Here is a 25,577-nt window from a genome sequence, read left to right as displayed (position 1 = left end):
GGCATAATCGACGGGTCGAAATTACCGGAGGCCCACGCCTTGGAAACCTACCCGAGTCGGTAGCTTTCGACGCCCGTGACAAGAGGCCGCGGGGCGTCGGAAGCTCCCCATTGCCCCGCACCGCCGAACCCCCTGTCACGGAGTGAGCCATGCTCAACATCTTCACGCTCGCCAACGGGCGTCTGTTCCAGGAAGAAATCGAGTCCCTGGAGGAGCTGTCCAAGTTCCAGCCGATCTGGGTCGACCTGGAATCACCCACGCCCGAGGAAAAGCGCTGGGTCAAGCAGTACTTCGGCCTGTCCATCCCCGACGACGCGATGGACGAGGACATCGAGGAATCCGCCCGCTTCTACGAGGAAGACAACGGCGACCTGCACATTCGCAGCGACTTCCTGATCGCCGGTGACGACGAGCCGCGCACCGTCCGCGTGGCCTTCATCCTGAACCTGGTCAACGACAGCCTCAAGAGCAAGGGCGTCCTGTTCTCCATCCACGACGAGGACGTGCCGGTGTTCCGCCTGCTGCGCATGCGCGCACGTCGGGCCCCGGGCCTGATCGAGGATGCCAAGGAGGTGCTGCTCAAGCTGTTCGACGCCGACGCCGAGTACTCGGCCGACACGCTCGAGGGCATCTACGACGAGCTCGAGGAGGTCTCCAAGCAGGTGCTGTCCGGCGAGGTGACCGACGCCCTGGCCGGCGAGGTGCTGGGCGCGATCGCGCGCCAGGAGGACCTGAACGGCCGCATCCGCCGCAACATGATGGACACCCGCCGCGCGGTGAGCTTCATGATGCGAAGCCGCATGCTGTCCGCCGAGCAGTTCGAGGAGGCGCGGCAGATCCTGCGCGACATCGAGTCGCTGGACAACCACACGGCCTTCCTGTTCGACAAGATCAACTTCCTGATGGACGCCACCGTCGGCTTCATCAACATCAACCAGAACAAGATCATCAAGATCTTCTCGGTGGCCAGCGTGGCGCTGCTGCCGCCGACCCTGGTGGCCAGCCTCTACGGCATGAACTTCAAGTACATGCCGGAGCTGGAGTGGCAGGGCGGCTACCCGCTCGCACTGGCGCTGATGGTGGCCAGCGCGGTGGTGCCGATGTGGTACTTCCGCAAGCGCGGCTGGCTGCGCTGACCCGCCCCCCGCACGCGCCGTGACAGGACGCCGCGCCCGCAGGCGCGGCGCCGGCCTCAGTGGCCGCCCTTGGGCAGCGGCAGCGGGTGCTGCTTCTCGCGGCCGAACCAGGCCACGTACAGCACCGGCAGCACCACCAGCGTGAGCAGCGTGGCGGTGAATAGCCCGCCGATCACCACGATGGCCAGCGGCCGCTGGGTCTCGGCGCCGATGTCCTGCGACAGCGCCATGGGCAGCAGCCCCAGCGCGGCCAGCAAGGCCGTCATGAGCACCGTGCGCAGGCGCTGCATCGAGCCCTCGCGCACCGCGTCCACCACCGACATGCCGCGCGACTGCAGCTGCTGGAACACCGAGAGCATCACCACGCCATTGAGCACCGCCTGCCCCGACAGCGCGATGAAGCCGATGGCGGCCGAGACCGACAGCGGGATGCCGAAGATCCACAGCGCGACGAAGCCGCCGATGAGGGCCAGGGGCACGTTCATCAGGATCAGAGCGGCGCGCTTGAGGGAGCCGAAGGCGTCGAACAGCAGCACGAAGATCAGCAGCAGCGAGACCGGCACCACCAGGGACAGCCGCTTCATGGCCCGCTCCTGGTTCTCGAACTCGCCCGACCAGCTCACGGTGTAGCCGGCCGGCAGGGTGACCGCGCCGTCGGTGCGCTGCTTCATGTCGGCCACCACCGAGCCCATGTCACGGCCCTTGATGAAGATGCCGATGGCCATGGTGCGGCGGCCGGCCTCACGGGCGATGTTCATCGCGCCGCTGACCTCGCGGATGTCGGCCACGCTGGACAGGGGCACGTAGCCGCCGTCGGGCGTGGGGATCAGGGTCTGCGGCAGCGCCCCGAGCTGGCGGCGCTCGCCGGCCAGGCGCACCGCCACCGAGAACTTGCGCTCGCCCTCCCAGATCTGGGTGGCGGCCTTGCCGGCCAGGGCGGCCTCGACCACGTCCTGGATGTCCTGAACGTTCAGGCCCAGGCGCGCGGCGCGGTCGCGGTCGATGTCGATGACCAGCTGCGGCAGCTCGCCGAAGCGGTCGATCTCGGCGCGGTAGACGCCGGGCACCTGCTTGACCTGCTGCTCGATGGCCTGGGTCACGCGTTTGAGCTCGCCCAGGTCGTCCCCGGCGACCTTGATCACGATCTGGCCGTCGATCTGCGAGATGGATTCCAGCACGTTGTCCCGAATGGGCTGCGAGAACACCGGCTCCATGCCCGGGATGGCGGAGACCGCGCGGTCCATCTCGTCGAGCAGCTGCGCGCGGGTGAGGCCCTTGCGCCACTCCTCGGGCGGCTTGACGTCGACGAAGACCTCGGCCATCGAGATGGTCTTGGGGTCGGTGCCGTCCTCGGGCTGGCCGGCCTTGGAGACCGTGGTGCGCACCTCGGGCACCGTGAGCAGCGCCTGGCGGATGGAACGCAGGGTGCGGGCCGCCTCGTCGTTGGAGATGCTGGAAGGCAGGCGGACGTTGACCCAGATCGTGCCCTCGTTCAGCTCCGGCAGGAATTCCGAGCCCAGGCGGGTGGCCACGCCCATCGCCGCGACGAAGGCGACGACGGCCAGCGCCATGACCGCGCGGCGGCGCGCCAGGGCCCAGGCCAGCACCGGCGCATAGGCGCGCTTGCAGGCGGCCAGCAGGCGGTTGTCGCCATGCGGCAGCTTGCGCCGCAGCATCCAGTAGGCCATGAGCGGCACCAGCATCAGCGAGAAGATCAGGGCGCCGATCAGCGCCGAGGTGACCGACAGCGCCATCGGCTGGAAGATGCGGCCCTCATGGCGCTGCAGCGCGAAGATGGGGATGTGCGCCGCGATGATGATCAGCATCGAGAACAGCGTCGGCCGGCCGACCTCGGTGGTGGCGTCCAGGATCACCTGGCGGCGCTCGTTGTCCTTCATGTCCTCCCCGCGTTCGGAGAGGCGGTGCAGGATGTTCTCCACCACGATCACCGCGCCGTCGACGATGATGCCGAAGTCCATCGCCCCCAGCGACAGCAGGTTCGCCGGCACGCCCATGAACTTCAGGCCCAGGAAGGTGGCCAGCAGGGACAGCGGGATCAGCGCCACCACCGCCAGCGTAGCGCGCAGGTTCGACAGGAACAGGTACAGGACGATCGAGACCAGCAGCGCGCCTTCCACCAAGTTGCGGAAGACGGTGGACAGGGTCTTGCCCATGAGCCAGGTGCGGTCGTAGTACGGCACGATCTTCACGCCCTGGGGCAGCACCCGGGTGTTGAGGTCGTCGATGCGGTCCTTGACCGCCTTGAGCACCACGCTGGGGTTCTCGCCCTTGCGCATGATGACGATGCCGGTGACGACGTCGTCGTCCAGGTCCTGGCCGACCACGCCCAGGCGGGGTACCGCGCCCACCTTCACCTGCGCGACGTCGCGCACCAGGATCGGCGTGCTGCCCCGGTTGGCGACGACGATGCGGCCGATGTCCTCGGGCGACTTGAGCAGGCCGATGCCGCGGATCGCGTACTGCTGCTGGCCCTGGGCCACGTAGCTGCCGCCGGCGTTGGCGTTGCCGCGGCCCAGCGCGTCGAGCAGCTGCTGGAAGTTCAGCTTGGCGGCGCGCAGCTTCTCCAGGTCGGGCTGCACCTCGTACTGCTTGATGAAGCCGCCCAGGGCCACCACGTCGGCCACGCCGGGCACCTGGCGCAGCGAGCGCTCGACGGTCCAGTCCTCGATGGCGCGCAGCTCGGTGGTGTCCAGGGCGTCGCCGCGCACCCGGTAGCGGAGGATCTCGCCCACCGGCGTGGCGTTGGGCGCGATGTGGGTCTCCACCCCCGGCGGCAGGTCCACCGAGCGCAGGCGCTCGTTGACCTGGGCGCGCACGGTGGGCACGTCGGCCTTGTCGTCGTAGGTGACGACGGTGAAGGACAGGCCGAACTGCGTGTGCGAGAACACGCGGATCGAATTGGGCAGGCCCGACAGCGCCACCTCCACGGGCAGCGTGACCTGCTTTTCCACCTCCTCGGCGGCGCGCCCCGGGTACAGGGCGATGACGGTGACCTGGGTGTCGGTCACGTCCGGGAAGGCCTCGACCGAGAGGTTGCTGAAGGCGAACAGCCCCGACAGCGCGAACAGCACCGTGCCCAGGACGACGAACAGCGGGCGGTGCAGGGCGAAATGGATCAGGCGCTTCACCGCGAGGCCCCCGCAGCGGCAGGCGAGGCGGCCGGGGCCGCGGAGGCCGCCGGGGCGGCCTTGGCGGCGCCCGATCCCTGGTGGTCATCGAGGGCGATGCGGTGCTGGCGCGAAAGCAGCAGCATGTTCTGCGAGACCACCTTCTCGCCGGCGGCCAGGCCGCGGGAGATGAAGACCTCGCCCTGGTTCTGGGTGGCAACCTCGACCTGGCGCGGCTCGAAGGCGCCCGGCGCGGCTTCCACCATCACGGTGTGGGTGCTGCCCTCGAGCTTCACCGCCGCGGCCGGCACCACCACCGTGCCCGGGGCGGGCTGGCGCGTGACGCGCGCGCTGGCGAGCATCTCGGCCTTCAGCAGGCGCTGGGGGTTGTCCACCACGGCGCGCACGCGCAGGCGGCGCGTGGCCGGGTCGATGAAGTCGCCGGCGGCCATCACCCGGGCCTCGAAGGCCTGGCCCGGCAGGCCGGGCACGGACAGCGCGAGCTTCACGCCCGGGCGCAGCAGGCCGGCCTCGCGCTCGGGCGCGTCGACCAGCACCCACAGCGTGGCGGGGTCGCTGACGGTGAACAGCGGGGGCACGCCATTGCCGCCGGCATCCGGGCGCAGCTCCTGGCCCGGGTTGAGGTTGCGCTCCACGACCATGCCGGCGATGCCGGACGACAGGGCCAGGCGCTGGTCCACGCCGGCGCCGGCGCCGCCGTACAGGCGGGTGCGGGCCTCGGCCCGCTGCAGCTCGGCGCGGGCGCGGGCGGCGTCGGCCTCGGCCTGCTCCAGGTCCTTGCGCGCGACGATGCCGGCCTCGAACAGCTCGCGCTGGCGGGCGAGCGCGCGCTGGGTCAGCTGCGCGTCGGCCTGGGCCTTGGCGGTCTCGGCCTGCGCCACGCCGAAGTCGGGCGAGGCGAGCAGGGCCAGGGGCTGCCCCGGCTTCACCACCTGGCCCACGTCGGCCACGATGCGCTCCACCCGGCCGGCGAAGGCGGGGTAGATGCGCTGGGTGCGGTCCTCGTTCCAGACCAGGCGGGCCGGCAGTTCGACGGTGATGGCGCTGGCCGGGGCGGCGGCCACCAGGCCCAGCTTCGCAAGCTGCGGGTGGCCGGGTGGGAAGCGCAGTTGCTGGCCCTGGACCACGGGGTCGGCGGGCGCGGGCGCGGCGGGCGCAGCGGCCTTGTCGCCGCAGGCGGCGAGCGCGAAGGCGGCTGGGATCAGGAGGGAAATCAGGCGCAGGTTCACGGCAACGGGATCAGTTCGTGGGCGGGGCCAGGCGCAGCTGCCAGGCGGAGGCGGCGCGCGCATGCTCGGCGCGGGCGGCGAGTTCGTCGACCAGGACGGCGCGCAGGGTGCGGCGCGCCTCGACCAGGTCGGTCAGGGACAGGGCGCCCCGGGTGTAGGCGAGTTCGGCCATCGCGGCGACCTGGCGCGCGCGCGGCACGATGTCCGACTGGAAGTCGGCGGCGCGGGCGGCGGCGGCGCGCAGGTCCTCGCGCAGCCGGCCGGTGTCGGCCAGGGCGTCGCGGCGGGCCATCTCCAGCTGGTCCTGCGCCTGCTCCAGCGCGGCGCGGGCCCGGGCGATCTCGCCCTCGTAGCCGTAGGTGCCCAGCACGCCGGCCAGGGGCATCTGCAGGCGCAGCTCGAGCTGGCGGCGCGAGGTGCCGGGGATGTGGTCCACCGAGGCGCCGACGGTGACGTCGTTGCGGCGCAGCGCCAGGGCGCCGTCGTAGGCGGCCTGGGCGGCCTGCACCCGCTCGCGGGCGGCCAGCACCGCGGGGCGCTGCTCGATGTCGGGGCCGTCGCCCGCCAGGGGCCCGGCCGCGGGCCAGGCCACCTCGGCGCGCAGATCGCCGCGCAGGCCGGTCACCTGGGCCAGGGCCAGCACCGCGCGCTGGCGGTCGGCCTGGGCGCCGCGCAGCTCGGCCTGGGCCCGGCGCGCTTCGATCTCGGTGCGCAGCGCGTCCTGCTGGGAGAGGTCACCCGCGCGCAGGCGGCGCTGGGCAGCGGCGGCCAGGTCGGCGGCGCTGCGCGCCAGCGCCTCGACCTGGCCCACGCGCTCCTGGGCGGCGAGCAGGTCGTAGTAGGCGGCCGCGGCGGCGGCCTGCTGCTGCACCAGCACCTCGGCCAGCTCCAGGCGCGCAGCCTGGGCGTTGCGCTCGGCCGCCCGGGTGCGCAGGGCGCGCTTGTCGCCACGCTCCACGGTCCAGTCCAGGCCGAGGCCCTTGTCGATTCGTTTCTCGCGCAGGGCGTTGCCGGGGCCGATGCCGTGCTCCAGGTCCATGGAGCCGGCCTTGGCCGACAGCACGGGCGTGGGGCGCCGGTCGGCGGCCACCACGTCGGCCTGGGCGCCGGCCAGGGCGCGTCGCGCCAGGGAGACGTCGAGGTTGTCACGGGCGGCCTGCAGCACCTGGGCCAGGGTCAGCGGCGAGGAGGCGTCCGCGGGCGCGGCGGCGGGCTGGCCATGGGCCAGGCCGGCGGCCAGCAGCGCGGACAGGAGGAACAGGGAAAGACGGTGCATGGGAATTTTCCGATGCTACCGAGTAGATACGCGCTCAGCCGGAAAAAGCGTGCGTACCAACACGTACCCACCCCCGGGGAAACCCCCGGGCCGGGTTCAGGCGCCGGCGAGCAGGGCGCGGACGATGGCGGCCGAGTGCCGGCTGGCCACCTGTTCGATGAAGGTGGTGAAGTCGCCATGGGCCGCGTCGTCGGCCCGGTCGGAGATGGTGCGCACCGCGGCATACGGCACCCCATAGTCCAGGCAGACCTGGGCGATGGCGGCGCCTTCCATTTCCACGGCCAGCGCCTCGGGCAGTTCGGCCTGCAGGGCGCGGGCCTCAGCGGTGGTGGCGACGAAGCGGTCGCCGCTGACGACCAGGCCGCGGTGGAAGCCGGCCCCGGGCAGCGCCGCGCGGGCGGCGGCGGCGAGGCGGTCGGTGAGCACCGGGTCGGTGGCGAAGCGCGACATGCCGTACAGCGGCACCTCGTGGCGCGGGAACAGCGGCGAGGCGTCCATGTCGTGCTGCAGGAAGCTGTCGGCGACGACGACATCGCCCACCTTCACGCCCGGGCCGAGGCCGCCGGCGACGCCGGTGAAGACGATGCGGCTGGCGCCGAAGCGCTCGATCAGCGCGGTGGCGGTGGTGGCCGCGGCCACCTTGCCGATGCGTGAAAGCACCGCCACCACCTCCTGGCCGTGCAGGTGGCCGACCCAGAAGTCGCGGCCGGCCACGCGGGTCTTGCGCTCGTCGGGCAGGAGGTCCAGGACGGCGGCCAGCTCCTGGTGCATGGCCGAGACGAGGGCGAGGGTCATGGGCCGGATTATTTCCGGTCCCGCAGCTCCCGGCGCAGGATCTTGCCCACGGGCGTCTTGGGCAGGTCGTTGCGGAACTCGATGACCTTGGGCAGCTTGTAGGCGGTGAGGTTGGCGCGGCAGAACTCGCGCACCCGCTCCTCGGTGAGCGCCGGGTCCTTGCGCACGATGACCAGCTTGACGGCCTCGCCGGTCTTCTCGTCGGGCATGCCGACCACGGCGCTCTCCAGCACCCCGGGCAGCTGGCCCACCACGTCCTCGACCTCGTTGGGGTACACGTTGAAGCCGGAGACCAGGATCATGTCCTTCTTGCGGTCGACGATGCGGAACCAGCCGCGCGTGTCCATGATGCCGATGTCGCCGGTCTTGAAGTAGCCGTCGGCCGTCATGACCTTGGCGGTCTCGTCGGGCCGCTGCCAGTAGCCGGCCATGACCTGCGGCCCCTTGATCACGATCTCGCCGGCCTGGCCCGGGGGCAGCTCGTTGCCGGCGTCATCGATGCACTTCATCCAGGTGGAGGGGATCGGCACGCCGATGGTGCCGGTGAACTCGGTGCTGGTCACCGGGTTGCAGCTGGCCGAGGGCGCGGTCTCGGACAGGCCGTAGCCCTCGCAGATGGGGCTGCCGGTCTTCTCCAGCCACAGCTTGGCCACCGCGCCCTGCACCGCCATGCCGCCGCCGACCGAGAGGGTCAGGTTGCGCCAGTTCACGGTGTCGAACTGCGGATGGTGGGCCAGGCCGTTGAACAGCGTGCTGACCGCGGGGAAGACGTGGAAGGTCTCCTTGGACAGGGTCTTGAGCACCCCCGGCAGGTCGCGCGGGTTGGGGATCAGGATCACCTTCCCGCCCAGGCGCATGAACAGCATCATGCAGACCGTGAACGCGAAGATGTGGTACAGCGGCAGCGCGCAGACCACGGTGATCTGCTCGTTGGCCGGCACCTTGCTCATGGCCGGGTGCTTCCAGGCCTGCGACTGCAGCACGTTGGCCACGACGTTGCGATGCAGGAGCACCGCGCCCTTGGCGACGCCGGTGGTGCCGCCGGTGTACTGCAGCAGCGCGATGTCGTCGGGGCCGATGGCCGGCGGCGAGAAGCTGCGGCGCTGGCCCAGCGCCAGGGCGTCGTTGTAGCGGACAGCGCCGGGCAGCTCGAAGGCCGGCACCAGCTTCTTGACGTGGCGCACCACGTAGTTCACCAGAGCGCCCTTGAGCAGGCCGAGGCGGTCGCCCATGGCGGCGAGCACCACGTGCTGCACCTGGGTGTTGGCGATGCAGGCCTGCAGCGTGTGGGCGAAGTTCTCGATGATGACGATGGCCCGGGCGCCCGAATCGCGCAGCTGGTGCTCCAGCTCGCGCGGGGTGTACAGCGGGTTGACGTTCACCACCACCAGGCCGGCGCGCAGGATGGCGGCCACCACCGCCGGGTACTGCGGCACGTTGGGCATCATGATCGCGACGCGGTCGCCCTTGGCCAGGCCCAGCCCCTGAAGGTAGGCGGCGAAGGCGCGGCTGTCGGCGTCGACCGAGGCGTAGTCGTAGGCCTTGCCGAGGAAGCTGAGGAAGGGGCGCGCGGAGAACTTCTGGAAGGCCTCCTCCATCAAGGCCACCAGCGACGGGTACTGGCCGGGGTCGACATCGGCCGGGACACCGGGGGGGTAGGACTCCAGCCAGGGGCGCTCACTCATTCTTTTGTCTCCTGCTTGCGGGCCCGCCGCGCGGGGCGCACCACGGGCTGATTGTGGTCCCGGGCCGCGCCTGCGCGGCCTCTTGTTTTCCCTGAAGGCGGCGGCATCGAACGCTTACTCGACGGCCTTGCCCATGTCCTCGACGACCTTCTTCGCGTCGCCGAAGACCATCATGGTCTTGTCCATGTAGAACAGCTCGTTGTCCAGGCCGGCGTAGCCCGCGGCCATCGAGCGCTTGTTCACGATCACCGTCTTGGCCTTGTAGGCCTCCAGGATCGGCATGCCGTAGATGGGGCTGCCCTTCTGCAGCGCCGCCGGGTTCACCACGTCGTTGGCGCCCAGGATGATGGCCACGTCGGCCTGGCCGAACTCGCCGTTGATGTCCTCCATCTCGAACACCTGGTCGTAGGGCACCTCGGCCTCGGCGAGGAGCACGTTCATGTGGCCCGGCATGCGGCCGGCCACCGGGTGGATCGCGTACTTCACGGTGATGCCCTTGTGCACCAGCTTCTCGGCCAGCTCCTTCACGGCATGCTGCGCGCGCGCCACCGCCAGGCCGTAGCCGGGCACGATCACCACCGTCTCGGCGTTGCCCAGGATGAAGGCGGCGTCGTCGGCGCTGCCGCTCTTGACGGTGCGCTGCACCGCCGCGCCGGCCTGCGCCGCGCCGGCCTCGCCGCCGAAGCCGCCCAGGATCACGTTGAAGAACGAGCGGTTCATGGCCTTGCACATGATGTAGCTCAGGATCGCGCCCGAGCTGCCCACCAGCGAGCCGGCGATGATCAGCATGGAGTTGTTCAACGAGAAGCCGATGCCCGCCGCCGCCCAGCCCGAGTACGAGTTGAGCATGGACACCACCACCGGCATGTCGGCGCCGCCGATCGGGATGATGATCAGCACGCCCATGACAAAGGCCAGCGCCAGCATCGCGAAGAACGCGCTCCAGTTCTCGGTGGCCATGTAGGCCAGCCCCAGCCCCAGCGTGGCCAGGCCCAGCGCCAGGTTCAGCAGGTGCTGGCCGGCGAACACCACCGGCGCGCCCTGGAACAGGCGGAACTTGTACTTGCCCGAGAGCTTGCCGAAGGCGATGACCGAGCCGCTGAACGTGATGGCGCCGATCGCCGCGCCCAGGAACAGCTCCAGGCGGTTGCCCTTGGGGATCTCGCCCACCGCGGGGGCGATGCCGAAGGCCTGGGGCTCGGCCACCGCGGCGATGGCGATGAACACCGCGGCCAGGCCGATCATGCTGTGCATGAAGGCCACCAGCTCGGGCATCTTGGTCATCTCCACGCGCTGGGCCATCACGGCGCCGGCGCCGCCGCCGACCACCAGCCCCAGCAGCACCCAGGCCATGCCCGGACCCGTGCCGCCGGACAGCTCCACGATCAGGGCCGCGGTGGTCAGCACCGCGATCGCCATGCCGGCCATGCCGAACAGGTTGCCGCGGATGGAGGTGGTGGGGTGCGACAGGCCCTTGAGGGCCTGGATGAAGCACACCGACGCCAGCAGGTACAGCAGGGTGACGAGGTTCATGCTCATGCTGCATCCCCCTTGGCCGCGGGCGGGGCGGCGGGCTTCTTGTCCTTCTTCTTGAACATCTCCAGCATCCGGCGCGTGACCAGGAAGCCGCCGAAGACATTGACCGCCGCCAGCGCCACGGCCAGCACGCCCATGGTCTTGGCCAGCCCGCCCTCGGTGAGCGCGGCGGCCAGCATGGCGCCGACGATGACGATGGCCGAGATCGCGTTGGTCACCGCCATCAGCGGCGTGTGCAGCGCGGGGGTGACGGTCCACACCACGTGGTAGCCCACGTAGATGGCCAGCACGAAGATGATCAGGTTGATGACGGTGGGCGACACGACATCCATGGCTCATTTCCTCCGCAGTTCACCGTTGTGGGTCATCAGGCAGGCGGCGACGATGTCGTCGTCCAGGTCCACCTTCAACTGGCCGTCCTTGTCGATCACGAGCTTGAGGAAGTCCAGCACGTTGCGCGCGTAGAGCGCGGAGGCGTCGGCCGCCACCAGCGCGGGCAGGTTGGTCTCGCCCACGATCGTCACGCCGTGCTTGACGACGGTGCGCCCGGCTTCGGTCAGCGGGCAGTTGCCGCCCTGGGCCGCGGCGAGGTCGACGATGACCGAGCCCGGCTTCATGGCCTGCACCATCTCCGGGGTGACGAGCACCGGCGCCGCGCGGCCCGGGATCAGGGCGGTGGTGATCACCACGTCGGCCTGGGCCACGCGCTTGGCGACCTCGGCCTTCTGGCGGTCCAGCCAGCTTTGCGGCATGGGCCGGGCGTAGCCGCCCACGCCCTCGGCCGCCTCCTTCTCCTCGGCGGTCTCGTAGGGCACGTCGATGAACTTGGCGCCCAGCGACTCGACCTGCTCCTTCACGCTGGGGCGCACGTCGGAGGCCTCGATCACCGCGCCCAGGCGCTTGGCCGTGGCGATGGCCTGCAGGCCCGCCACGCCCACGCCCAGGATCACGACGCGGGCGGCCTTCACGGTGCCGGCCGCCGTCATGAGCATGGGGAAGAAGCGCTGGTAGCGGTCGGCCGCGATCATCACGGCCTTGTAGCCGGCGATGTTGGCCTGGGAGGAGAGCACGTCCATGCTCTGCGCCCGGGTGGTGCGCGGCGCCGCCTCCAGCGCGTAGGCCGTCAGGCCTGCGCCCGCCAGGCCCTGCAGTCCGGCGGCATCGAAGGGATTGAGCATGCCCACCAGCGTGGTCCCCGCCCGCATCAGCGCAAGCTCGCCGCCGGAGGGAGCCCTCACCTTCAGCACCAGGTCGCTGCCGAAGGCCCCGGCCGCATCGGTGATCTCGCAGCCGACGGCTTCGTACGCCGCGTCCGGCGCGCTGGCCGCCAGGCCGGCGCCCGACTGCACGCGCACCGCGTGTCCCTGGCCCTTGAGCTTCTTGGCCGTCTCCGGAGTGACGGCAACGCGGGTCTCTCCCGCCGTGGTTTCGGCGGGTACGCCAATCTGCATGGATCTCCTCCTCGCAACAGGGGTGGCGGTAGCAACTGCTTACTGACCCGCAGCTTACATGAAAGCTCGGCGGGGTCACCCCCCTGCGTCGGACGGGAACCGGCACGCAGGCGGGTCCGCGTCCTACACGGATGAGCTGCCTCGAGGTCAAAAACTGCACAGATGGCACGTCCGGCATCCTTCTCATCCGCGGCTAACGGCCCGCGGGCAAGCAACGTGAACTACCTGGGCGCGTCACGCGCACGGCGCAAGTTCGAGCTCTACTACCCCGAAGGTTTCGGGGATGCGGCCTACCTGGTGGCCGAACGCTCGATGAAGGAGCGTGCCCACCTGGAATGGCAGCGCGACCTCGGGCCGGAGACCTGGCGCAAGCTGCTGGCGCGCGGCGAGTACCGGCAGATCGCCGACACCGCGCTGCGCATCGAGGCGCGCACCAACCTGCTGTTCTCGTTCGAGAAGATGGCGCTGCGCGAGGCCTTGCGGCCGGCCGCCGGGGCGCGCCTGTTCGCACACGAGCTGCATTCGTTCGTCTGGGGGCGCGGCCCTGCGCAGCGCCGCTTCGAGGACTGGAGCCAGGCGGTGGCCGAACTGCCGCAGCCGCGCGGGCGCGTGCGCAGCTGGCCGGTCGTCACGGTCTTCGGCTTCCTGGCCCGGCCCGACAAGCACCTGTTCCTCAAGCCGCAGGTCACGCGGCGCGCGGCCCGGGCCTATGGCTTCGACCTGCCGTATGACGCGACGCCGGGCTGGAAGGTGTACGAGGGGCTGATGACGTTCGCCGCGATCATCCGCCGCGACCTGGACCGGCATGTCGGCTTCCACGCGCGCGACATGATCGACGTGCAGTCCTTCATCTGGGTGCAGGGCGCGCAGGAGTACGAGGCCTGATCGGCGCCTGGCCGCCCCGCCCCGGGCCGCTCAGGGCCGCTCAGGGCAGGAACGGCGGCGACAACAGCCGCACGCCCAGGGACATCCAGCGGTTGGAGGTGCCGGGCTGCAGGCGGCTGCCGAGGGTGGCGTCGACCTGCACGCGATCGGGCACCACCCACCAGCGCAGTCCGCCGTGCACGTGGGTGCCGCTGCGGTTCTCGCCGAAGGCCTCGGCGATCAGCTGCACCTGCGGCGCCAGCCGGATCTCGCTGCCCAGGCCCCAGGTGCCGAAGCTGCGGCGGGCCGCGCGGTCGTCGCGCATGCCGAGGTTCAGGTGCAGGACCACGTCGTCGCCCCGCATCGCCCAGCTCGCCGGGACGTAGAAATAGTTGCTGGCCACGGCGGGTGAATCACCCGGCAGGTCGTGGCTGCGGCCCACGGCCAGGCCGATGCCCCAGCCATCCGGCGTCAGCGGCCTGATCAGCGTCTTTCCTTGGAACAGGTTGGCGACGAGGCGGCGCTCGCCGGGGCGCGCCTCGGTCGCACCGAAGCCGCCACCGACCGACAGCTCCAGGTTGCCTGTGGGGTTGCAGGCCGGCACCGCCCAGAAGCGGTTGGGGCCGTCGCGGTTGATCCGCTGCCACGACTCGACCTGGCACGCCTGGGCATCGACGATGCGGGCGTCGTCGGTGATCATGGGCCGTGCGGCCAGGGCGGGCGGGGGGGTGGCGGCAGCGGCGAGGAGCAGGCCAAGGGACCCGGTCAGGGAGGCAAGGCGGCGTGCGAAGGGCATGGCGAGGGCGGAGGGAGCGTGGCGTGGCGTGGCGTGGCGTGGCGTGGCGTGGCGTGGCGTGGCGTGGCGTGGCGCGCGATCCTACCCGCTGCCGGTGACGCGGTGGTGACCCCTATGATCGGCCGATGGACACCCGATGGAAACCCAGCGTCACCGTGGCCGCCGTCATCGAGCGTGACGGCCGCTTCCTCCTGGTGGAGGAACACACCCCCGAAGGCCTGCGCCTGAACAACCCGGCCGGCCACCTGGACCCCGGCGAATCACCCGTGGCCGGCTGCGCCCGCGAGGCGCTGGAGGAGACCTGCCACGCCTTCGAGCCCACCGCCCTGGTGGGCGTGTACCTCTCGCGCTTCCGGCGCGAGGCCACCGGCGAGGACATCACCTACCTGCGCTTCGCCTTCTGCGGCGCGCTGGGCGAGCTCGACCCGGCCCGCCGCCTGGACACCGGCATCGTGCGCACGGTCTGGATGACGCCCGACGAAGTGCGCGCCAGCGCCGGCCGCCACCGCAGCCCGCTGGTGCTGCGCTGCATGGAGGACTACCTGCGCGGGCAGCGCCACCCGCTGGACCTGGTCTACACCGACCCCAGCGTGGCCGGGCTGGGATAATTGCCCCCCTTATGAGTTCGAAGCAGCGCATCGTCGTGGGCCTGAGCGGGGGCGTGGATTCCGCCGTGTCCGCCTACCTGTTGAAGAAGCAAGGCCACGAGGTGGTCGGCATCTTCATGAAGAACTGGGAAGACGACGACGACAGCGAGTACTGCTCCTCGAACGAGGACTTCGTCGACGCCGCCAGCGTGGCCGACGTGATCGGCATCGAGATCGAGCACGTCAACTTCGCCGCCGAGTACAAGGACCGCGTCTTCGCCGAGTTCCTGCGCGAGTACCAGGCCGGCCGCACGCCCAACCCCGACGTGCTGTGCAACGCCGAGATCAAGTTCAAGGCCTTCCTGGACCATGCCATGCGCCTGGGCGCCGAGAAGATCGCCACCGGGCATTACGCCCGGGTTCGCTGGTGCCCGGCGAACCCGGGCGAGCCCGATGGGCCGTTATGGAAATCGCACGCTGGCGCGTGCGATGCGCCCGGGTCGGGAGGGCACTACCAGCTACTGAAGGGCCTGGACCCGGCCAAGGACCAGAGCTACTTCCTGCACCGCCTGAACCAGGCGCAGCTGCGCAAGACGCTGTTCCCGGTGGGCGAGCTGCACAAGACCGAGGTGCGCCGCATCGCCGAGGAAATCGGCCTGCCCAATGCGAAGAAGAAGGACTCCACCGGCATCTGCTTCATCGGCGAGCGGCCGTTCCGCGAGTTCCTGGGCCGCTACCTGAGCAAGGAGCCGGGCCCGATCAAGGACGAAAAGGGCCGCACCCTGGGCCAGCACCAGGGCCTGTCCTTCTACACGCTGGGCCAGCGCCAGGGCCTGGGCATCGGCGGGGTGAAGGCCAAGGGCGCGCAGAAGGGCGCGGGTGACCACGCGCCCTGGTTCGTGGCGCGCAAGGACATCGAGAAAAACACGCTGTACGTGGTGCAGGGGCATGACCACCCCTGGCTGCTCTCGCAGGCGCTGGAAGCCACCGACCTCAGCTGGACCGCCGACACGCCGCCCTCCGCGGGCGCCTACGCCGCCAAGACCCGCTACCGCCAGGCCGACGCGGCCTGCACGCTCTCGCTGCCGCGGGACGGCGCGATCCGCCTGCAGTTCACCGATCCGCAGTGGGCGGTGACGCCGGGGCAGTCCGCCGTGCTGTATGACGGCGAGGTCTGCCTGGGCGGCGGCGTGATCTGCGCGCGCGACTGATCTCGCGGCCCCGGCCGACTTGAATTCGGCCCCGTGATCGACTGAACTTCAGCCTCCCCTTTTCCGGAGGCTCGCCATGCTGATCGCACGCTGGAGCATCAATGCCCGCTTCGGGCACAAGCAGGTCGTCATCGACGCCATGCATCGCTGGCTGGCCGACATCGGGCCGAAAGCCGGCGTCGAGCCGCAACGCACCCGGCTGCTGACCGGGTCCATCGGCGCCCTCGAGGCGACGGTGCAGACCGAGCACGAGGTCGACAGCCTCGCACAGCTCGAGGCCGTGTGGGCCGAGTTGCCCAAGATCCCCGAACACCTCCAATGGAGCAAGGACCTCGAGCCCTACGTGGTCTCGGGCACCAGCCGCTGGGAGATCCTGCGGGCGCTCTGACGCGGGGCCGCGCGGCACGGGTGCGTTGACGTGGGTCAAATAAGGTGCATCTCAAATGCATATTCTGATGACACACACATCGCACCGAGGAACCCGAATGAACGCCGTGCTCGAACCCGCCGTCCCGGCCACCCTGCTGCAGCCCGCCGCCACGCTGGGCGAGATCGCCGCCCGCGTGCCGGGCGCGACCGCCGTCTTCCGCCGCCACAAGCTGGATTTCTGCTGCGGCGGCAACGTCGCCCTGGACCAGGCGGCCCGGGCCAAGGGCCTGGACGCGCAGGCGCTGCTGGCGGAACTGCGCGAGGCCGCGCCGGCCCCTGACGGCCAGGCCGTCCCGACCGAAGCCGGCGCGCTGATCGACCACCTCCTGGCCCGCTACCACGAGGTGCACCGGCGCCAGCTGCCCGAGCTCGAGCGCATGGCGCGCCGGGTGGAGGCGGTGCATGCCGACCACCCGCAGGTGCCCGCCGGGCTGGCGCAGCACCTGGAGGCGATGCAGTCGGAGCTGCTCTCGCACATGGAGAAAGAGGAGCAGGTGCTGTTCCCGGTCCTGCGCCGGGGCGGCCACCCGATGGCGGCCCACCCGATCACCATGATGCGGCACGAGCACCTCGAGCACGGCCAGGCCCTGGAGACGCTGGACCGCCTGACGCAGGAAATGACCCCGCCGCCCGGCGCCTGCAACACCTGGCGCGCGCTGTACACGGGGCTGGCCCAGCTCAAGTCCGACCTGATGGAGCACATCCACCTGGAGAACAACTGCCTGTTCCCGGCTTTCGAGGGCCAGTCGCCGGGGGAGTCGCAGGGCGGCTGCGGGTCAGGCGGGGCCTGCGGCTGCGCCTGAAACGACAACGGCCACCGAGGTGGCCGAAGGGGAGGTCCGGTGCCCGCGGCGCGGGGCGCAAGCCCTGTCGCCGCACAGGCGCGCCAGCGGCGCGGCCGGGCGGGGATCAGAACGGGATGTCGTCGTCCATGTCGTCGAAGCCCGAGTTCGCCTTGGGCGCCGGGGCCGGACGCGGAGCGGCCGCGCGGGGCGCGGGCGCCGGGGCGCGGCGCTGGGGAGCGCCACCGCCGTATTCGTCGTCGCCGCCGCCACCGCCGGCGCCGCCGCCCATGCCTTCACGGCCACCCAGCAGCTGCAGCTCGGTGGCGATGATGTCCACGGTATTGCGCTCGATGCCGTCCTGGCCGGTGTACTTGCCGTACTTCAGGCGACCCTCGACGTAGAGGGGGCGGCCCTTCTTCACGTACTCGCCCGCGATCTCGGCCAGGCGGTCGTAGAAGGTGACGCGGTGCCACTGGGTGTCTTCGACCATCTCGCCGCTGTTCTTGTCCTTGCGGCGGGTGGAGGTGGCAACACTCACGTTGGCCACGGCCTGGCCCGAAGGCAGGTAGCGCATTTCGGGGTCGCGGCCGCAGTTGCCGATGAGGATGACTTTGTTGACGGATGCCATGGGGTTTCCTTGCAGATATCGGCTCGATTATGTCGCCTGCGCCTCGCTGGCCAGGACCTCCGGCGCCGGCCGGGAGGAGGCCGGCGCGCGCATCGGCCAGGCCACCACCAGCCACACCGCCATCAGCGCGGCGCACAGGCCGAAGACGCCCGGCGCGCCGGCCTGCTTCACCAGCCAGCCACCCACCGCGCCCCCGGCGAAGAAGCCCAGGGACTGCAGGGTGTTGTAGACGCCCAGGGCCGCCCCGCGCGCATGGGCCGGGGCCACGCGCGAGGCCATGCTCGGCTGGCTGGCCTCCAGCACGTTGAAGCCGCAGAAGAACAGGAACAGCAGGGCGCCCAGCGCCGCCAGCGAGGGCTGGCCGGCCACGGCCAGCAGCCCCAGCTGCACCAGCCCGATCACACCGACCGAGGACAGGAAGACGGCGCGCAGGTAGCCGCGGCGCTCCAGCGGGAACAGCACCCCGCCCATGACGACGAAGGACCCCAGCATGGCCGGCAGGTAGACCTTCCAGTGGTCGGCCTTGGCCAGGCCGGCGGCCACCAGCAAGGCCGGCACCGCGACCCACATGGCCAGTTGCACCGCGTGCAGCACGAACACGCCCACGTCCAGCCGCAGCAGGCCCGGGTGCGAGAGCACCTCGGACAGGCGCCCGCGCGGCTGGTCCTTGTGCTGGACCGGCTCGGGCGGCGTCCACCACAGCACCACGGCGATGCAGGCCAGGGCCAGGAAGCCGGTGGCGGCGAACAGGCCCGACAGGCCGACCTTCGCCGCCAGCAGGGGCGCGGCGACGAGGGAGACGGCGAACATCAGGCCGATGCTGGCGCCCACCAGGGCCATGGCCTTGGTCCGCACGCTGTCGCGGGTCTGATCGGCCAGCAGGGCGGTGACGGCGGCCGAGACCGCGCCGGCGCCCTGGAGCGAGCGGCCGGCGACCAGGCCCCACAGGGAGGTGGCCGCCGCCGCCATGAAGCTGCCGGCGGCGAACACCAGCAGGCCCAGCACGATCACGCGCTTGCGGCCAAAGCGGTCGGAGGCCATGCCGAAGGGGATCTGCAGCAGGCCCTGGGTCAGGCCATAGATGCCCATGGCCAGGCCGACCAGGGACGGGTCGTCGCCGCCGGGGTAGCGGGCCGCCTCCAGGGCGAACACGGGCAGCACCAGGAACAGGCCCAGCATGCGCGCGGCGAATACGCTGGCCAGCGAGCCGCTGGCCCGGCGCTCGGCGGGGGTCATGCGGCTGGAAGTCGGGTCGGAAGGGGTCACGGGGCGGCTGGAGCGGTCGCGGGCGCGGACGCCCGCGCCTGAAAACCCTGCATTGTCCCGTATCCCGCCCGGGGTCGGGGCCGGCCGGTCAACCCGCCAGGTTCTGGATGCTGTATTCCAGCTGGTACAGCTCGCGGATCACTTCCGCCTTCGCCCCCAGGGCCACCAGGCGCGGGGTCGACAGGAACTGCTCGCCGGCGGCCCGGACACCGTCGGCGCTGGAGCCCTCGATGAGGACGACCAGGTGCGGCAGGGTGATCACGCGCCCGCGCTGGTTGCCCGAGTTGCCGCCGGTGAGGGAGGGGTCGTTGCGCACGAAGTGGGCGGCGGTGACCCGCGGCGCCTGGACCACCGGCGGCATGACCTGGTCGCGCAGCGCCTCGACCAGCGCCGCCTCGCGGCCCGGCTCGGCCTCGAAGCGCAGGGTCAGCACGAAGCCGCCCATGGCGCAGCCCCCGGTGAACTCGATGCGGCAGGCGCCGCGCACGTTGTTGCGAAAACCCGGCAGCGTGGCGGTGGACCAGGGCGTGGGGTGGGTCAGGCGGGTCAGGTAGGCCTCGCTGGTGAGGACGTCCGCGTCCCGCACCTCGTACAGCGTGAGGAATTCCGTGCCCGGGTCGACGGCGACGCAGCGGCGCCCGCGCAGGAAGCCCGGGATGCCGAGGCGTTCGACCATGTGCTCGCGGGGGTGCCATTCGAAGAAGTCCTCGCGCTTCTCGGGCGAGATGTCGTTCCAGATCGCGACCAGCGCGTTGCCGGCGAGTGCCATGCGGGTGTCTCCTGATGGAAAGGGGTGAAACGGACTCAGAGGCCGGTGATGGCGGGCGGAGCCACCGGCGGCAGCGGGCGGGCGCGCAGGCGCGGCGGCTGGCCGGCGAGCCGGTAGGCCTCCTCCATCACGCGCAGCGTCTCGAGCTGGTCGCGGGCGCTGGTCCAGAACGCGCCGCCGGCGCGAACCTGGTCGGCGAAGTGCTGGACGGAGGCGTCGAAGCAGCCCTGGCGCACCTGCGCCTCGTCATACGTGATGCGCGCCTGCTCGGCCCCGGTCAGCGTGAGCACCGCGCCCTCCAGCAGCACGCTGCAGCGGGTGCCGGCGATCTCGAGCCGGTCCGGCGCGCGGGTCTCATGGCCGGCCGCGGTCATGACGCCATCGATGGTGACCGGCACGCCGGCGGCTGAACGCAGCAGGATCATGGCGCTGTCCTCCCCCACGATCTCCTCGCAGGTCTGGGCCGTGGCACAGCCCAGGACCTCGAGCTCGCCAAAGAGCGCGCGCACCACGTCGATCTCGTGCACCAGGGACTCGGCGATCAGCACCCGCCGCTCGCGGGCCAGGAACGGCTGGCGGGTCAGGGAATGGATGCGGCCGTCCTCCGCTCGCGGCAGCATGCTCGATCGCCACAGGCCGATGCGCACCTGGGTCACCGCGCCCAGGCGGCCCTCGGCCAGCCACTGCGCGATCTGGCGGAAGTAGGCGCGGTAACGCCAGTTCTCGTTGACCATGACCCGGATCCTGTCGCCCACCTCCTCCACCAGGGCCACGGCCTCGGCATGGGTGGGACACAGCGGCTTCTCGCACAGCGCATGCACGCCGTGCCGCGCCGCCAGCCGCACCAGGCCGGCATGGGTCTCGCGCGGCGTGATGATGTCCACCATGTCCAGCGCCTCGGCGGCCAGCAGGGCCTCGGGCGAGGTGTAGGTGGCGGGGATGCCGAACTCGGCGGCGCGGGCCTGCGCGCGCTGCGGGTCGGGGTCGCATACCGCCACCACCTGCGCGCCGATGCAGCGGGCCCAGGCCCGGAAGTGGTCGGCGCTGATCATCCCGCAGCCCAGCACCCCCACGCGCAGCAGGCGGTCGGCGGTCATGCGGCCTCCTTCGCGGCGCGGTGGCGGGCGTAGGTGGCCATGAAGGCATCGGCATCCGCGCGGGCCGCGCGGGCCTTCTCGGCCGGCGTGCAGTCCGCCAGGTCCTGGCGGGCCACCTCGTACTCGATCTCCAGGCCCGGCGGCAGCGCGTCGAGGAAGTCGAACAGGGGCAGCTCGCCGGTACCCGCCGGCAGGCGCGCGGTGCGCGCCTCCTGCAGCAGGGCCTCGTCGCTGGGGCGAGCCGCGAGCCGGCGGGCGTCGCACAGCTGCGCGAAGACGATGCGGGCCGGGTCCAGCGCGGCGAGGTCGGCGGGCGTCGCGCCGGAGCGGTCCAGGTGCAAGGCATCCAGCAGCAGGCCGGCGTTCGGCGCGCCGGTGGCCTCGACCACGCGGGCTGCGGCCTCGAGCGAGCGCACGGCGCTGTAGGGGAGGAACTCCAGTGCCACGCGGATGCCGGCCTGCCCCGCCAGCTCGCAGTAGCGTGCGAGCAGGTCGGTGAAGGCCGGCAGGTCCGGGTCGAAGCCGTTGGCCACGACGATGGGCGCGCCCAGTTCGTGGGTGGCCTCGATCGCCGGGGCGATCTGGTCCCAGGTCACGTCGGGATAGAACTGGTAGGCCGAGACATTGGACAGGCGAATGCCCAGGCCGGCGGCGCGGGCCCTCAGCTCGCGGGCCCGCGCCGGGTGACCGACGATCGCGTCGCTGAACGCATCGCCCGGCTTGCGGCCGCAGATGCGAAGGCCGACGGCGCTGAAGCCTGCCTGCGCCGCGGCGTCGAGGGTCAGTTCGGGCGTGGTGCCCAGGCTCAGGTGGGCAAGGGTCAGGGGAGAAAGGGTGGCCATCGTTCAGTGGGAGGCAGGGGATTCGCAAGCGGCTTGCAGGACGGCCGGCACGGGGACATCCAGGCGCCCAGCGAGCGCGCGCAGGTCGGCGGCCACGCCCTGGGGCAGTTCGATGCCCAGCGCCTGCTGGCGCTGCTGCGTGCGCCAGGCGCGCTCGCCCGGCACCAGGATCTCGCGCGCGCCGGGCACCAGCGGCGTGGCCTTGAGCATCGCGACGATGGCGTCGACCCGCTGGCGGAAGGCCGCCGGGTCCACGAAGCGGGCGATGTCGATGGCGATATGGATGTGGCCGTTGCCGATCGCCTGGCTCGTCTGCTGGAACCAGGCCGGGATCTCGCCCAGGATGCGCGAGCCGGTGAGCGCGCCGCACAGGATCTCGCCGAACACGGCCAGGCCGTAGCCCTTGTAGCCCAGGGGCATGAGCGCGCCACCCGCGGTGAGCGCGCCGGGGTCGTCGGTGGGATGGCCCTCGGCATCGACCAGCCAGTCACGCGGGATCTTCTCGCCGTTCTTGGCGGCCAGGCGGACGCGGCCGCCCGCGGCCACGCTCAGGGCCATGTCCAGCACGACAGGGCCATGGCTGTCGCCGGGCGCGGCCATCGCGATCGGGTTGTTGCCGATGGTGTTGCGCCGCCCACCCCAGGGCGCCATCCCCGGGAAGCCATTGGTCCAGGCCAGGCCGATCATGTCGCGCGGCAGGCCCTGCATCGCGTAGTGCGCGCAGGCGCCGATGAAGTCGCTGTTGCGCGCGGCCACCAGGCCCACGCCCTGCGTGGCGGCCTTGTCCAGGGCGAGCTGCATGGCCTGGGTCGCAGTGATCGCGCCAAGGGCGCGGCCGCCATCCAGCAACGCGGTCGCGGGGGACTCCTGCACGACGACAGGCGCGGCATCGGCGCGGGCGCCTCCCTGCAGCAGCCGGTCCACCAGAAACGGGGCGCGCACCACGCCATGCGAGTGGGTGCCGCGCAGGTCGCTCTGCACGAGGCTGTCCGTCACCGTGGCCGCATCGGCCGCCGTCAACCCGGCGCGGGCGAACAGCGCACGCACGAAGGCGGCCAGCTCGCCCTGCGGCACGCGGCCGGTGGGATCATCGTCCATCGCCCACCTCACTCGGCGCGGATGTTGGCGCTGCGGGCGACCTTGCCGAAGGCCTCGTAATCGCTGGCGATGCGCGCGGCGAAGGCCTGTGGCGTGTCGCCGATGGCCTGCACCGCCATCTGCTGCAGGCCGGCCTTCACCGCGTCGGTCTGCAGGCTCTCCACCAGGGCCTTGTGGATCCGCTGGACCACTGCATCGGGCGTGCCGCGCGGCGCGTGCAGGCCGAACCAGTTGCTGCACGCCTCCATCGGGGCGAAGCCGGCCTCGGCGGCGGTGGGCACGTCGGGCAGCTTCGGGTGGCGCTTGCGCCCCACGATCATCAGCGGCCGCAACTTGCCCTGGGCGATGTGGGGCTCGACCACCGAGGGCGCGTTGAGGCTCATCTGGACCCGGTTGGACAGCAGGTCTGGCATCAGCGGGCCGCCACCGCGGTAGTGGACCGACTGCATCTGGATGCCCGCCAGCATCTTGAAGTACTCGAGGTACAGGTGCTGGTTGCCGCCGGCGCCGGCGTCGCCGGTGAACATCTCGTTCGGCCGGCGCTTGGCCAGCGCGATGAACTCGGCCAGGTTGCGTGCCGGCACGTCGGCGTTGATGTTCAGGATCTGGTCGCCCTCGCCCACCATGGCGATGTGGACCAGGTCGGTCAGCGGGTTGACGCCCACGTTGGAGGTATGCGGCAGCACCACGATCTGCCCCACGCCCGAGGCCAGCAGCGTGTAGCCGTCGGCCGGGGACTTGGCCACGAAGGCGGTGGCCAGGTTGCCGGCGGCGCCGACCTTGTTCTCCACCACCACGGGCTGCCCCAGGCGTTCGGCCATCGGGCCGGTGAGCAGGCGAGGCAGGGCGTCGGTCAGGCCACCGGGGGCGAAACCCACGACGAGCTTGATCGGCCGGCTGGGCCAGGACGGGCCCTGGGCCAGGGCAGGCAGCGCCAGGCCGGCGGCCAGGCCCGGGGCGGCGGCGAGCAGGCGGCGGCGGGAGAGGGGGTGCGTCATGGGGACCTCAGGCGTCGGCGAGTTGGCGGGGACGGGCGGGCGGCACGCCGCCGTGCACCAGCCACCCGTTGGTGGCGAGCACGCCGGCGTCCACGGCGATGTTGGCGCCGGTGATGGCGCTGGCGCGATCGGACAGCAGGAAGGCGATCGACTCGGCGACCTCGGCGGGCTCGACCAGCCGGCCCAGCGCGCTCACTTCCGCGGGCGAGATCGCGTAGCGCTTGCCCTCCTGGATGTTGGCCACCATGCGCGGCACCGCGACGAAGCCGGGGCTGACCGCGTTCACGCGCACGCCGCTGCGGCCCCACTCGCCGGCCATGCCCTCGGTGAGCATGTTGACCGCGGCCTTCGCGGAGTAGTACGCGTGGCCGTGGTTGGGGCGCTGGCCCACCATCGACGAGATGTTCACGATGGCGCCGGCGCCGCGCCCCGCCATGCGCTGGCCGAAGGCCACGTCGCACAGGTAGGTCCCACGGTAGCCGGAGTGGACGATGCGGTCCCAGTGCTCGATCGGCAGCTTCTCCGGCGCCATCTGCGGCTGGAAGATGGCCGCGGCGCTGACCATGGCGTAGACCGGGCCGAAGTCCTCGTCGATGCGGCGCGCGGCCTCGTGGATGGAGTCGGCGTCGAGCACGTCGACGCGCAGGGCCATGCCGTCGACGCGGGCCGCGGTGGCGCGGGCGGCGTCCAGGTCGATGTCGGCCACCGCCACGCGCCAGCCGCGCGCATGCAGCAGCTCGCAGGTGGCGGCGCCGATGCCATTGGCGCCGCCGATCACCGCAGCGACGCGGCCGCGGCCTTCCGTGTAGTCAGTCGTCATGGCGTCGTCCTCGCGCTGGGTCAGTTCACCTGGATGCGGGCGGCACTGGCCACCTTGGCGAAGGCCTCGTAGTCGACGGCGATGCGGGCGGAAAACGCGGACTCGCCGTCGCCCACCGGCCGGATCGACTGCGCCGCCAGCGCTGCGCGCAGGGCATCGGTCTTGAGCGCGTCCTGCACCGCCGCCTGGATGCGGCGGCGCACCGGCTCGGGAAGGCCCTTGGGCCCATGCAGGCCGAACCAGTTGGTGCAGGCCTCCAGCGCCTTGAAACCGGCCTCGGCGGCAGTGGGCACCTGGGGCAGCTTGGGCTCGCGCTGGCGGCCTACCACCATCAGCGGGCGCAGCTTGCCCTGCTGGATGTGGCCCTCGATCGCCGGGTAGGCGTTCAGGCTCATCTGCACCTGGTTGGCCACCAGGTCCGGCAGGAGCTGCGCGGTGCCGCGGTAATGCACACCCGTCATCTGCAGGCCCGCCAGCAGGTTGAAGTACTCCATGTACAGGTGCAGGTTGCCGCCCGCGCCGGAGTCGGCGAAGAACAGCTTGCCGGGGTTCTTCTTCACCAGCGCCACGAACTCCTGGATCGTGTTCGCCGGCACCTGGGCGCTCACGGTGAGGATCAGGTCGCCCTCGCCGATCATGGAGATGTGCGCCAGGTCGTTCTTCGGGTTGACGCGCATGTCGGTGTACGTGTGCGGCGACACCACGATCTGCCCCACCGAGGAGAACAGCAGGTTGTAGCCGTCGGCCGGCGCCTTGGCCACGAACTCGGTGGCCAGGTTGCCGGCGGCGCCGGTCTTGTTCTCGACGACCACGGACTGGCCGATGGCGGTCCCCATCGGGGTGGCGAGCAGGCGGGCGAGCACGTCGGTCAGGCCGCCGGCGGAGAAACCCACGTTCAGCTTCAGCGGGCGGGCGGGGAAGTCCTGGGCACGGGCCAGTCCCGGAAGGGCCAGGGCGGCCGCCGCGGCGCCGGCGTGGCGCAGCCAGTGGCGCCGGCTGCGGTCGGATGTCTCCATGTCGTTCTCCTGTTCGCCGGCTCGCGGGGGCTGGCGTGGCATGGATTACAGCGGGCCGCGGCGCCCGCGTCCAAGACCGTTGGTGTCGGCCTGTCCGAAGTTTTTCTTGGGTCC

24 protein-coding genes are annotated in these 25,577 nt (G+C 71.4%); 6 read left to right on the top strand and 18 right to left on the bottom strand.

Annotation, left to right across the window (positions count from 1 at the left end):
- Positions 1-149 precede the first annotated feature (149 nt).
- Positions 150-1,136, top strand: a complete 987-nt coding sequence (gene corA, locus ACFQZY_RS10015; protein WP_377415484.1) for a magnesium/cobalt transporter CorA — start codon at positions 150-152, stop codon at positions 1,134-1,136.
- A 56-nt stretch (positions 1,137-1,192) separates the two neighbouring features.
- Here the strand turns inward: corA and ACFQZY_RS10010 are convergent, their stop codons facing one another.
- The 8 genes from ACFQZY_RS10010 to ACFQZY_RS09975 form a co-directional block, all read right to left on the bottom strand.
- The gene (locus ACFQZY_RS10010; protein ID WP_377415483.1) at positions 1,193-4,285 is read right to left on the bottom strand and encodes an efflux RND transporter permease subunit; all 3,093 of its coding nucleotides are present in this window, start codon (positions 4,283-4,285) and stop codon (positions 1,193-1,195) included.
- Positions 4,282-5,514, bottom strand: a complete 1,233-nt coding sequence (locus ACFQZY_RS10005; protein WP_377415482.1) for an efflux RND transporter periplasmic adaptor subunit — start codon at positions 5,512-5,514, stop codon at positions 4,282-4,284. The genes ACFQZY_RS10010 and ACFQZY_RS10005 overlap by 4 nt, the downstream gene beginning before the upstream one ends.
- 10 nt (positions 5,515-5,524) lie before the next feature.
- Positions 5,525-6,790 (bottom strand): TolC family protein, encoded by a 1,266-nt coding sequence (locus ACFQZY_RS10000; RefSeq protein ID WP_377415481.1) that lies wholly within the window; start codon positions 6,788-6,790, stop codon positions 5,525-5,527.
- A 96-nt stretch (positions 6,791-6,886) separates the two neighbouring features.
- Positions 6,887-7,585: a 5'-methylthioadenosine/adenosylhomocysteine nucleosidase gene (locus tag ACFQZY_RS09995; protein ID WP_377415480.1), complete on the bottom strand. Its 699-nt coding sequence runs from the start codon at positions 7,583-7,585 to the stop codon at positions 6,887-6,889.
- An 8-nt stretch (positions 7,586-7,593) separates the two neighbouring features.
- Entirely contained in the window at positions 7,594-9,270 is a 1,677-nt protein-coding gene (locus ACFQZY_RS09990) for a long-chain-fatty-acid--CoA ligase (RefSeq protein ID WP_377415479.1), read from the bottom strand.
- A gap of 114 nt (positions 9,271-9,384) precedes the next feature.
- Entirely contained in the window at positions 9,385-10,809 is a 1,425-nt protein-coding gene (locus ACFQZY_RS09985) for an NAD(P)(+) transhydrogenase (Re/Si-specific) subunit beta (protein ID WP_377415478.1), read from the bottom strand.
- Positions 10,806-11,138 (bottom strand): NAD(P) transhydrogenase subunit alpha, encoded by a 333-nt coding sequence (locus tag ACFQZY_RS09980; RefSeq protein WP_377415477.1) that lies wholly within the window; start codon positions 11,136-11,138, stop codon positions 10,806-10,808. Before ACFQZY_RS09980 ends, ACFQZY_RS09985 begins: the two co-directional genes overlap by 4 nt.
- Before the next feature lie 3 nt (positions 11,139-11,141).
- Positions 11,142-12,257, bottom strand: a complete 1,116-nt coding sequence (locus ACFQZY_RS09975; RefSeq protein ID WP_377415476.1) for a Re/Si-specific NAD(P)(+) transhydrogenase subunit alpha — start codon at positions 12,255-12,257, stop codon at positions 11,142-11,144.
- A 216-nt stretch (positions 12,258-12,473) separates the two neighbouring features.
- Between ACFQZY_RS09975 and ACFQZY_RS09970 the strand changes: the two genes are divergently transcribed.
- Positions 12,474-13,142 (top strand): hypothetical protein, encoded by a 669-nt coding sequence (locus tag ACFQZY_RS09970; protein WP_377415475.1) that lies wholly within the window; start codon positions 12,474-12,476, stop codon positions 13,140-13,142.
- 40 nt (positions 13,143-13,182) lie between these two features.
- Here the strand turns inward: ACFQZY_RS09970 and ACFQZY_RS09965 are convergent, their stop codons facing one another.
- Positions 13,183-13,917 carry a hypothetical protein gene (locus ACFQZY_RS09965; protein ID WP_377415474.1) on the bottom strand — a complete coding sequence of 245 codons (735 nt, stop codon included), beginning with the start codon at positions 13,915-13,917 and terminating at the stop codon, positions 13,183-13,185.
- A 125-nt stretch (positions 13,918-14,042) separates the two neighbouring features.
- Here ACFQZY_RS09965 and ACFQZY_RS09960 point away from each other — a divergent pair, with 125 nt between their 5' ends.
- From ACFQZY_RS09960 to ytfE, 4 genes are all read left to right on the top strand, one after another.
- Positions 14,043-14,525, top strand: a complete 483-nt coding sequence (locus tag ACFQZY_RS09960; RefSeq protein ID WP_377415473.1) for an NUDIX hydrolase — start codon at positions 14,043-14,045, stop codon at positions 14,523-14,525.
- An 11-nt stretch (positions 14,526-14,536) separates the two neighbouring features.
- Positions 14,537-15,715 carry a tRNA 2-thiouridine(34) synthase MnmA gene (gene mnmA, locus ACFQZY_RS09955; protein WP_377415472.1) on the top strand — a complete coding sequence of 393 codons (1,179 nt, stop codon included), beginning with the start codon at positions 14,537-14,539 and terminating at the stop codon, positions 15,713-15,715.
- Between the two features lie 76 nt (positions 15,716-15,791).
- The gene (locus ACFQZY_RS09950) at positions 15,792-16,103 is read left to right on the top strand and encodes a hypothetical protein (RefSeq protein ID WP_377415471.1); all 312 of its coding nucleotides are present in this window, start codon (positions 15,792-15,794) and stop codon (positions 16,101-16,103) included.
- 97 nt (positions 16,104-16,200) lie between these two features.
- Positions 16,201-16,947 carry an iron-sulfur cluster repair protein YtfE gene (gene ytfE, locus ACFQZY_RS09945; protein WP_377415470.1) on the top strand — a complete coding sequence of 249 codons (747 nt, stop codon included), beginning with the start codon at positions 16,201-16,203 and terminating at the stop codon, positions 16,945-16,947.
- 106 nt (positions 16,948-17,053) lie between these two features.
- On the opposite strand, the gene ssb is transcribed toward ytfE, so the two are convergent.
- The 9 genes from ssb to ACFQZY_RS09900 form a co-directional block, all read right to left on the bottom strand.
- The gene (ssb, locus tag ACFQZY_RS09940; protein ID WP_377415469.1) at positions 17,054-17,557 is read right to left on the bottom strand and encodes a single-stranded DNA-binding protein; all 504 of its coding nucleotides are present in this window, start codon (positions 17,555-17,557) and stop codon (positions 17,054-17,056) included.
- 27 nt (positions 17,558-17,584) lie between these two features.
- Positions 17,585-18,793, bottom strand: a complete 1,209-nt coding sequence (locus ACFQZY_RS09935) for an MFS transporter (protein ID WP_377415556.1) — start codon at positions 18,791-18,793, stop codon at positions 17,585-17,587.
- A gap of 118 nt (positions 18,794-18,911) precedes the next feature.
- Positions 18,912-19,592: a hypothetical protein gene (locus ACFQZY_RS09930; RefSeq protein WP_377415468.1), complete on the bottom strand. Its 681-nt coding sequence runs from the start codon at positions 19,590-19,592 to the stop codon at positions 18,912-18,914.
- A 35-nt stretch (positions 19,593-19,627) separates the two neighbouring features.
- Complete coding sequence (locus tag ACFQZY_RS09925; RefSeq protein ID WP_377415467.1) at positions 19,628-20,689, bottom strand: Gfo/Idh/MocA family protein; 1,062 nt, start codon at positions 20,687-20,689, stop codon at positions 19,628-19,630.
- A complete protein-coding gene (locus ACFQZY_RS09920) occupies positions 20,686-21,531 on the bottom strand; it encodes a sugar phosphate isomerase/epimerase family protein (protein ID WP_377415466.1) in 846 nt (281 codons plus the stop codon). Before ACFQZY_RS09920 ends, ACFQZY_RS09925 begins: the two co-directional genes overlap by 4 nt.
- Positions 21,532-21,534: 3 nt before the next feature.
- Positions 21,535-22,629 (bottom strand): Ldh family oxidoreductase, encoded by a 1,095-nt coding sequence (locus ACFQZY_RS09915; RefSeq protein WP_377415465.1) that lies wholly within the window; start codon positions 22,627-22,629, stop codon positions 21,535-21,537.
- An 8-nt stretch (positions 22,630-22,637) separates the two neighbouring features.
- Entirely contained in the window at positions 22,638-23,627 is a 990-nt protein-coding gene (locus ACFQZY_RS09910) for a Bug family tripartite tricarboxylate transporter substrate binding protein (protein WP_377415464.1), read from the bottom strand.
- A 7-nt stretch (positions 23,628-23,634) separates the two neighbouring features.
- On the bottom strand, positions 23,635-24,447 hold the full coding sequence (locus ACFQZY_RS09905) for an SDR family NAD(P)-dependent oxidoreductase (RefSeq protein WP_377415463.1): 813 nt from the start codon (positions 24,445-24,447) through the stop codon (positions 23,635-23,637).
- 20 nt (positions 24,448-24,467) lie between these two features.
- On the bottom strand, positions 24,468-25,463 hold the full coding sequence (locus tag ACFQZY_RS09900; RefSeq protein ID WP_377415462.1) for a Bug family tripartite tricarboxylate transporter substrate binding protein: 996 nt from the start codon (positions 25,461-25,463) through the stop codon (positions 24,468-24,470).
- Positions 25,464-25,577 lie beyond the last annotated feature (114 nt).

The sequence above is a fragment of the Ramlibacter sp. GCM10027632 genome (assembly GCF_042675325.1).
Taxonomy (GTDB): domain Bacteria; phylum Pseudomonadota; class Gammaproteobacteria; order Burkholderiales; family Burkholderiaceae_C; genus Ramlibacter.
Note: the sequence above shows the minus strand (reverse complement) of the source record. Positions and strands in the feature narration are given on the sequence as shown.

Coding starts and splice junctions, on each gene's coding strand:
- corA (WP_377415484.1), top strand. CDS start 150: ATGCTCAACATCTTCACGCTCGCCAACGGGCGTCTGTTCCAGGAAGAA.
- ACFQZY_RS10000 (WP_377415481.1), bottom strand. CDS start 6,790: ATGCACCGTCTTTCCCTGTTCCTCCTGTCCGCGCTGCTGGCCGCCGGC.
- ACFQZY_RS09995 (WP_377415480.1), bottom strand. CDS start 7,585: ATGACCCTCGCCCTCGTCTCGGCCATGCACCAGGAGCTGGCCGCCGTC.
- ACFQZY_RS09990 (WP_377415479.1), bottom strand. CDS start 9,270: ATGAGTGAGCGCCCCTGGCTGGAGTCCTACCCCCCCGGTGTCCCGGCC.
- ACFQZY_RS09985 (WP_377415478.1), bottom strand. CDS start 10,809: ATGAGCATGAACCTCGTCACCCTGCTGTACCTGCTGGCGTCGGTGTGC.
- ACFQZY_RS09980 (WP_377415477.1), bottom strand. CDS start 11,138: ATGGATGTCGTGTCGCCCACCGTCATCAACCTGATCATCTTCGTGCTG.
- ACFQZY_RS09975 (WP_377415476.1), bottom strand. CDS start 12,257: ATGCAGATTGGCGTACCCGCCGAAACCACGGCGGGAGAGACCCGCGTT.
- ACFQZY_RS09965 (WP_377415474.1), bottom strand. CDS start 13,917: ATGCCCTTCGCACGCCGCCTTGCCTCCCTGACCGGGTCCCTTGGCCTG.
- ACFQZY_RS09960 (WP_377415473.1), top strand. CDS start 14,043: ATGGACACCCGATGGAAACCCAGCGTCACCGTGGCCGCCGTCATCGAG.
- mnmA (WP_377415472.1), top strand. CDS start 14,537: ATGAGTTCGAAGCAGCGCATCGTCGTGGGCCTGAGCGGGGGCGTGGAT.
- ACFQZY_RS09950 (WP_377415471.1), top strand. CDS start 15,792: ATGCTGATCGCACGCTGGAGCATCAATGCCCGCTTCGGGCACAAGCAG.
- ytfE (WP_377415470.1), top strand. CDS start 16,201: ATGAACGCCGTGCTCGAACCCGCCGTCCCGGCCACCCTGCTGCAGCCC.
- ssb (WP_377415469.1), bottom strand. CDS start 17,557: ATGGCATCCGTCAACAAAGTCATCCTCATCGGCAACTGCGGCCGCGAC.
- ACFQZY_RS09935 (WP_377415556.1), bottom strand. CDS start 18,793: ATGACCCCCGCCGAGCGCCGGGCCAGCGGCTCGCTGGCCAGCGTATTC.
- ACFQZY_RS09930 (WP_377415468.1), bottom strand. CDS start 19,592: ATGGCACTCGCCGGCAACGCGCTGGTCGCGATCTGGAACGACATCTCG.
- ACFQZY_RS09925 (WP_377415467.1), bottom strand. CDS start 20,689: ATGACCGCCGACCGCCTGCTGCGCGTGGGGGTGCTGGGCTGCGGGATG.
- ACFQZY_RS09920 (WP_377415466.1), bottom strand. CDS start 21,531: ATGGCCACCCTTTCTCCCCTGACCCTTGCCCACCTGAGCCTGGGCACC.
- ACFQZY_RS09915 (WP_377415465.1), bottom strand. CDS start 22,629: ATGGACGATGATCCCACCGGCCGCGTGCCGCAGGGCGAGCTGGCCGCC.
- ACFQZY_RS09910 (WP_377415464.1), bottom strand. CDS start 23,627: ATGACGCACCCCCTCTCCCGCCGCCGCCTGCTCGCCGCCGCCCCGGGC.
- ACFQZY_RS09905 (WP_377415463.1), bottom strand. CDS start 24,447: ATGACGACTGACTACACGGAAGGCCGCGGCCGCGTCGCTGCGGTGATC.
- ACFQZY_RS09900 (WP_377415462.1), bottom strand. CDS start 25,463: ATGGAGACATCCGACCGCAGCCGGCGCCACTGGCTGCGCCACGCCGGC.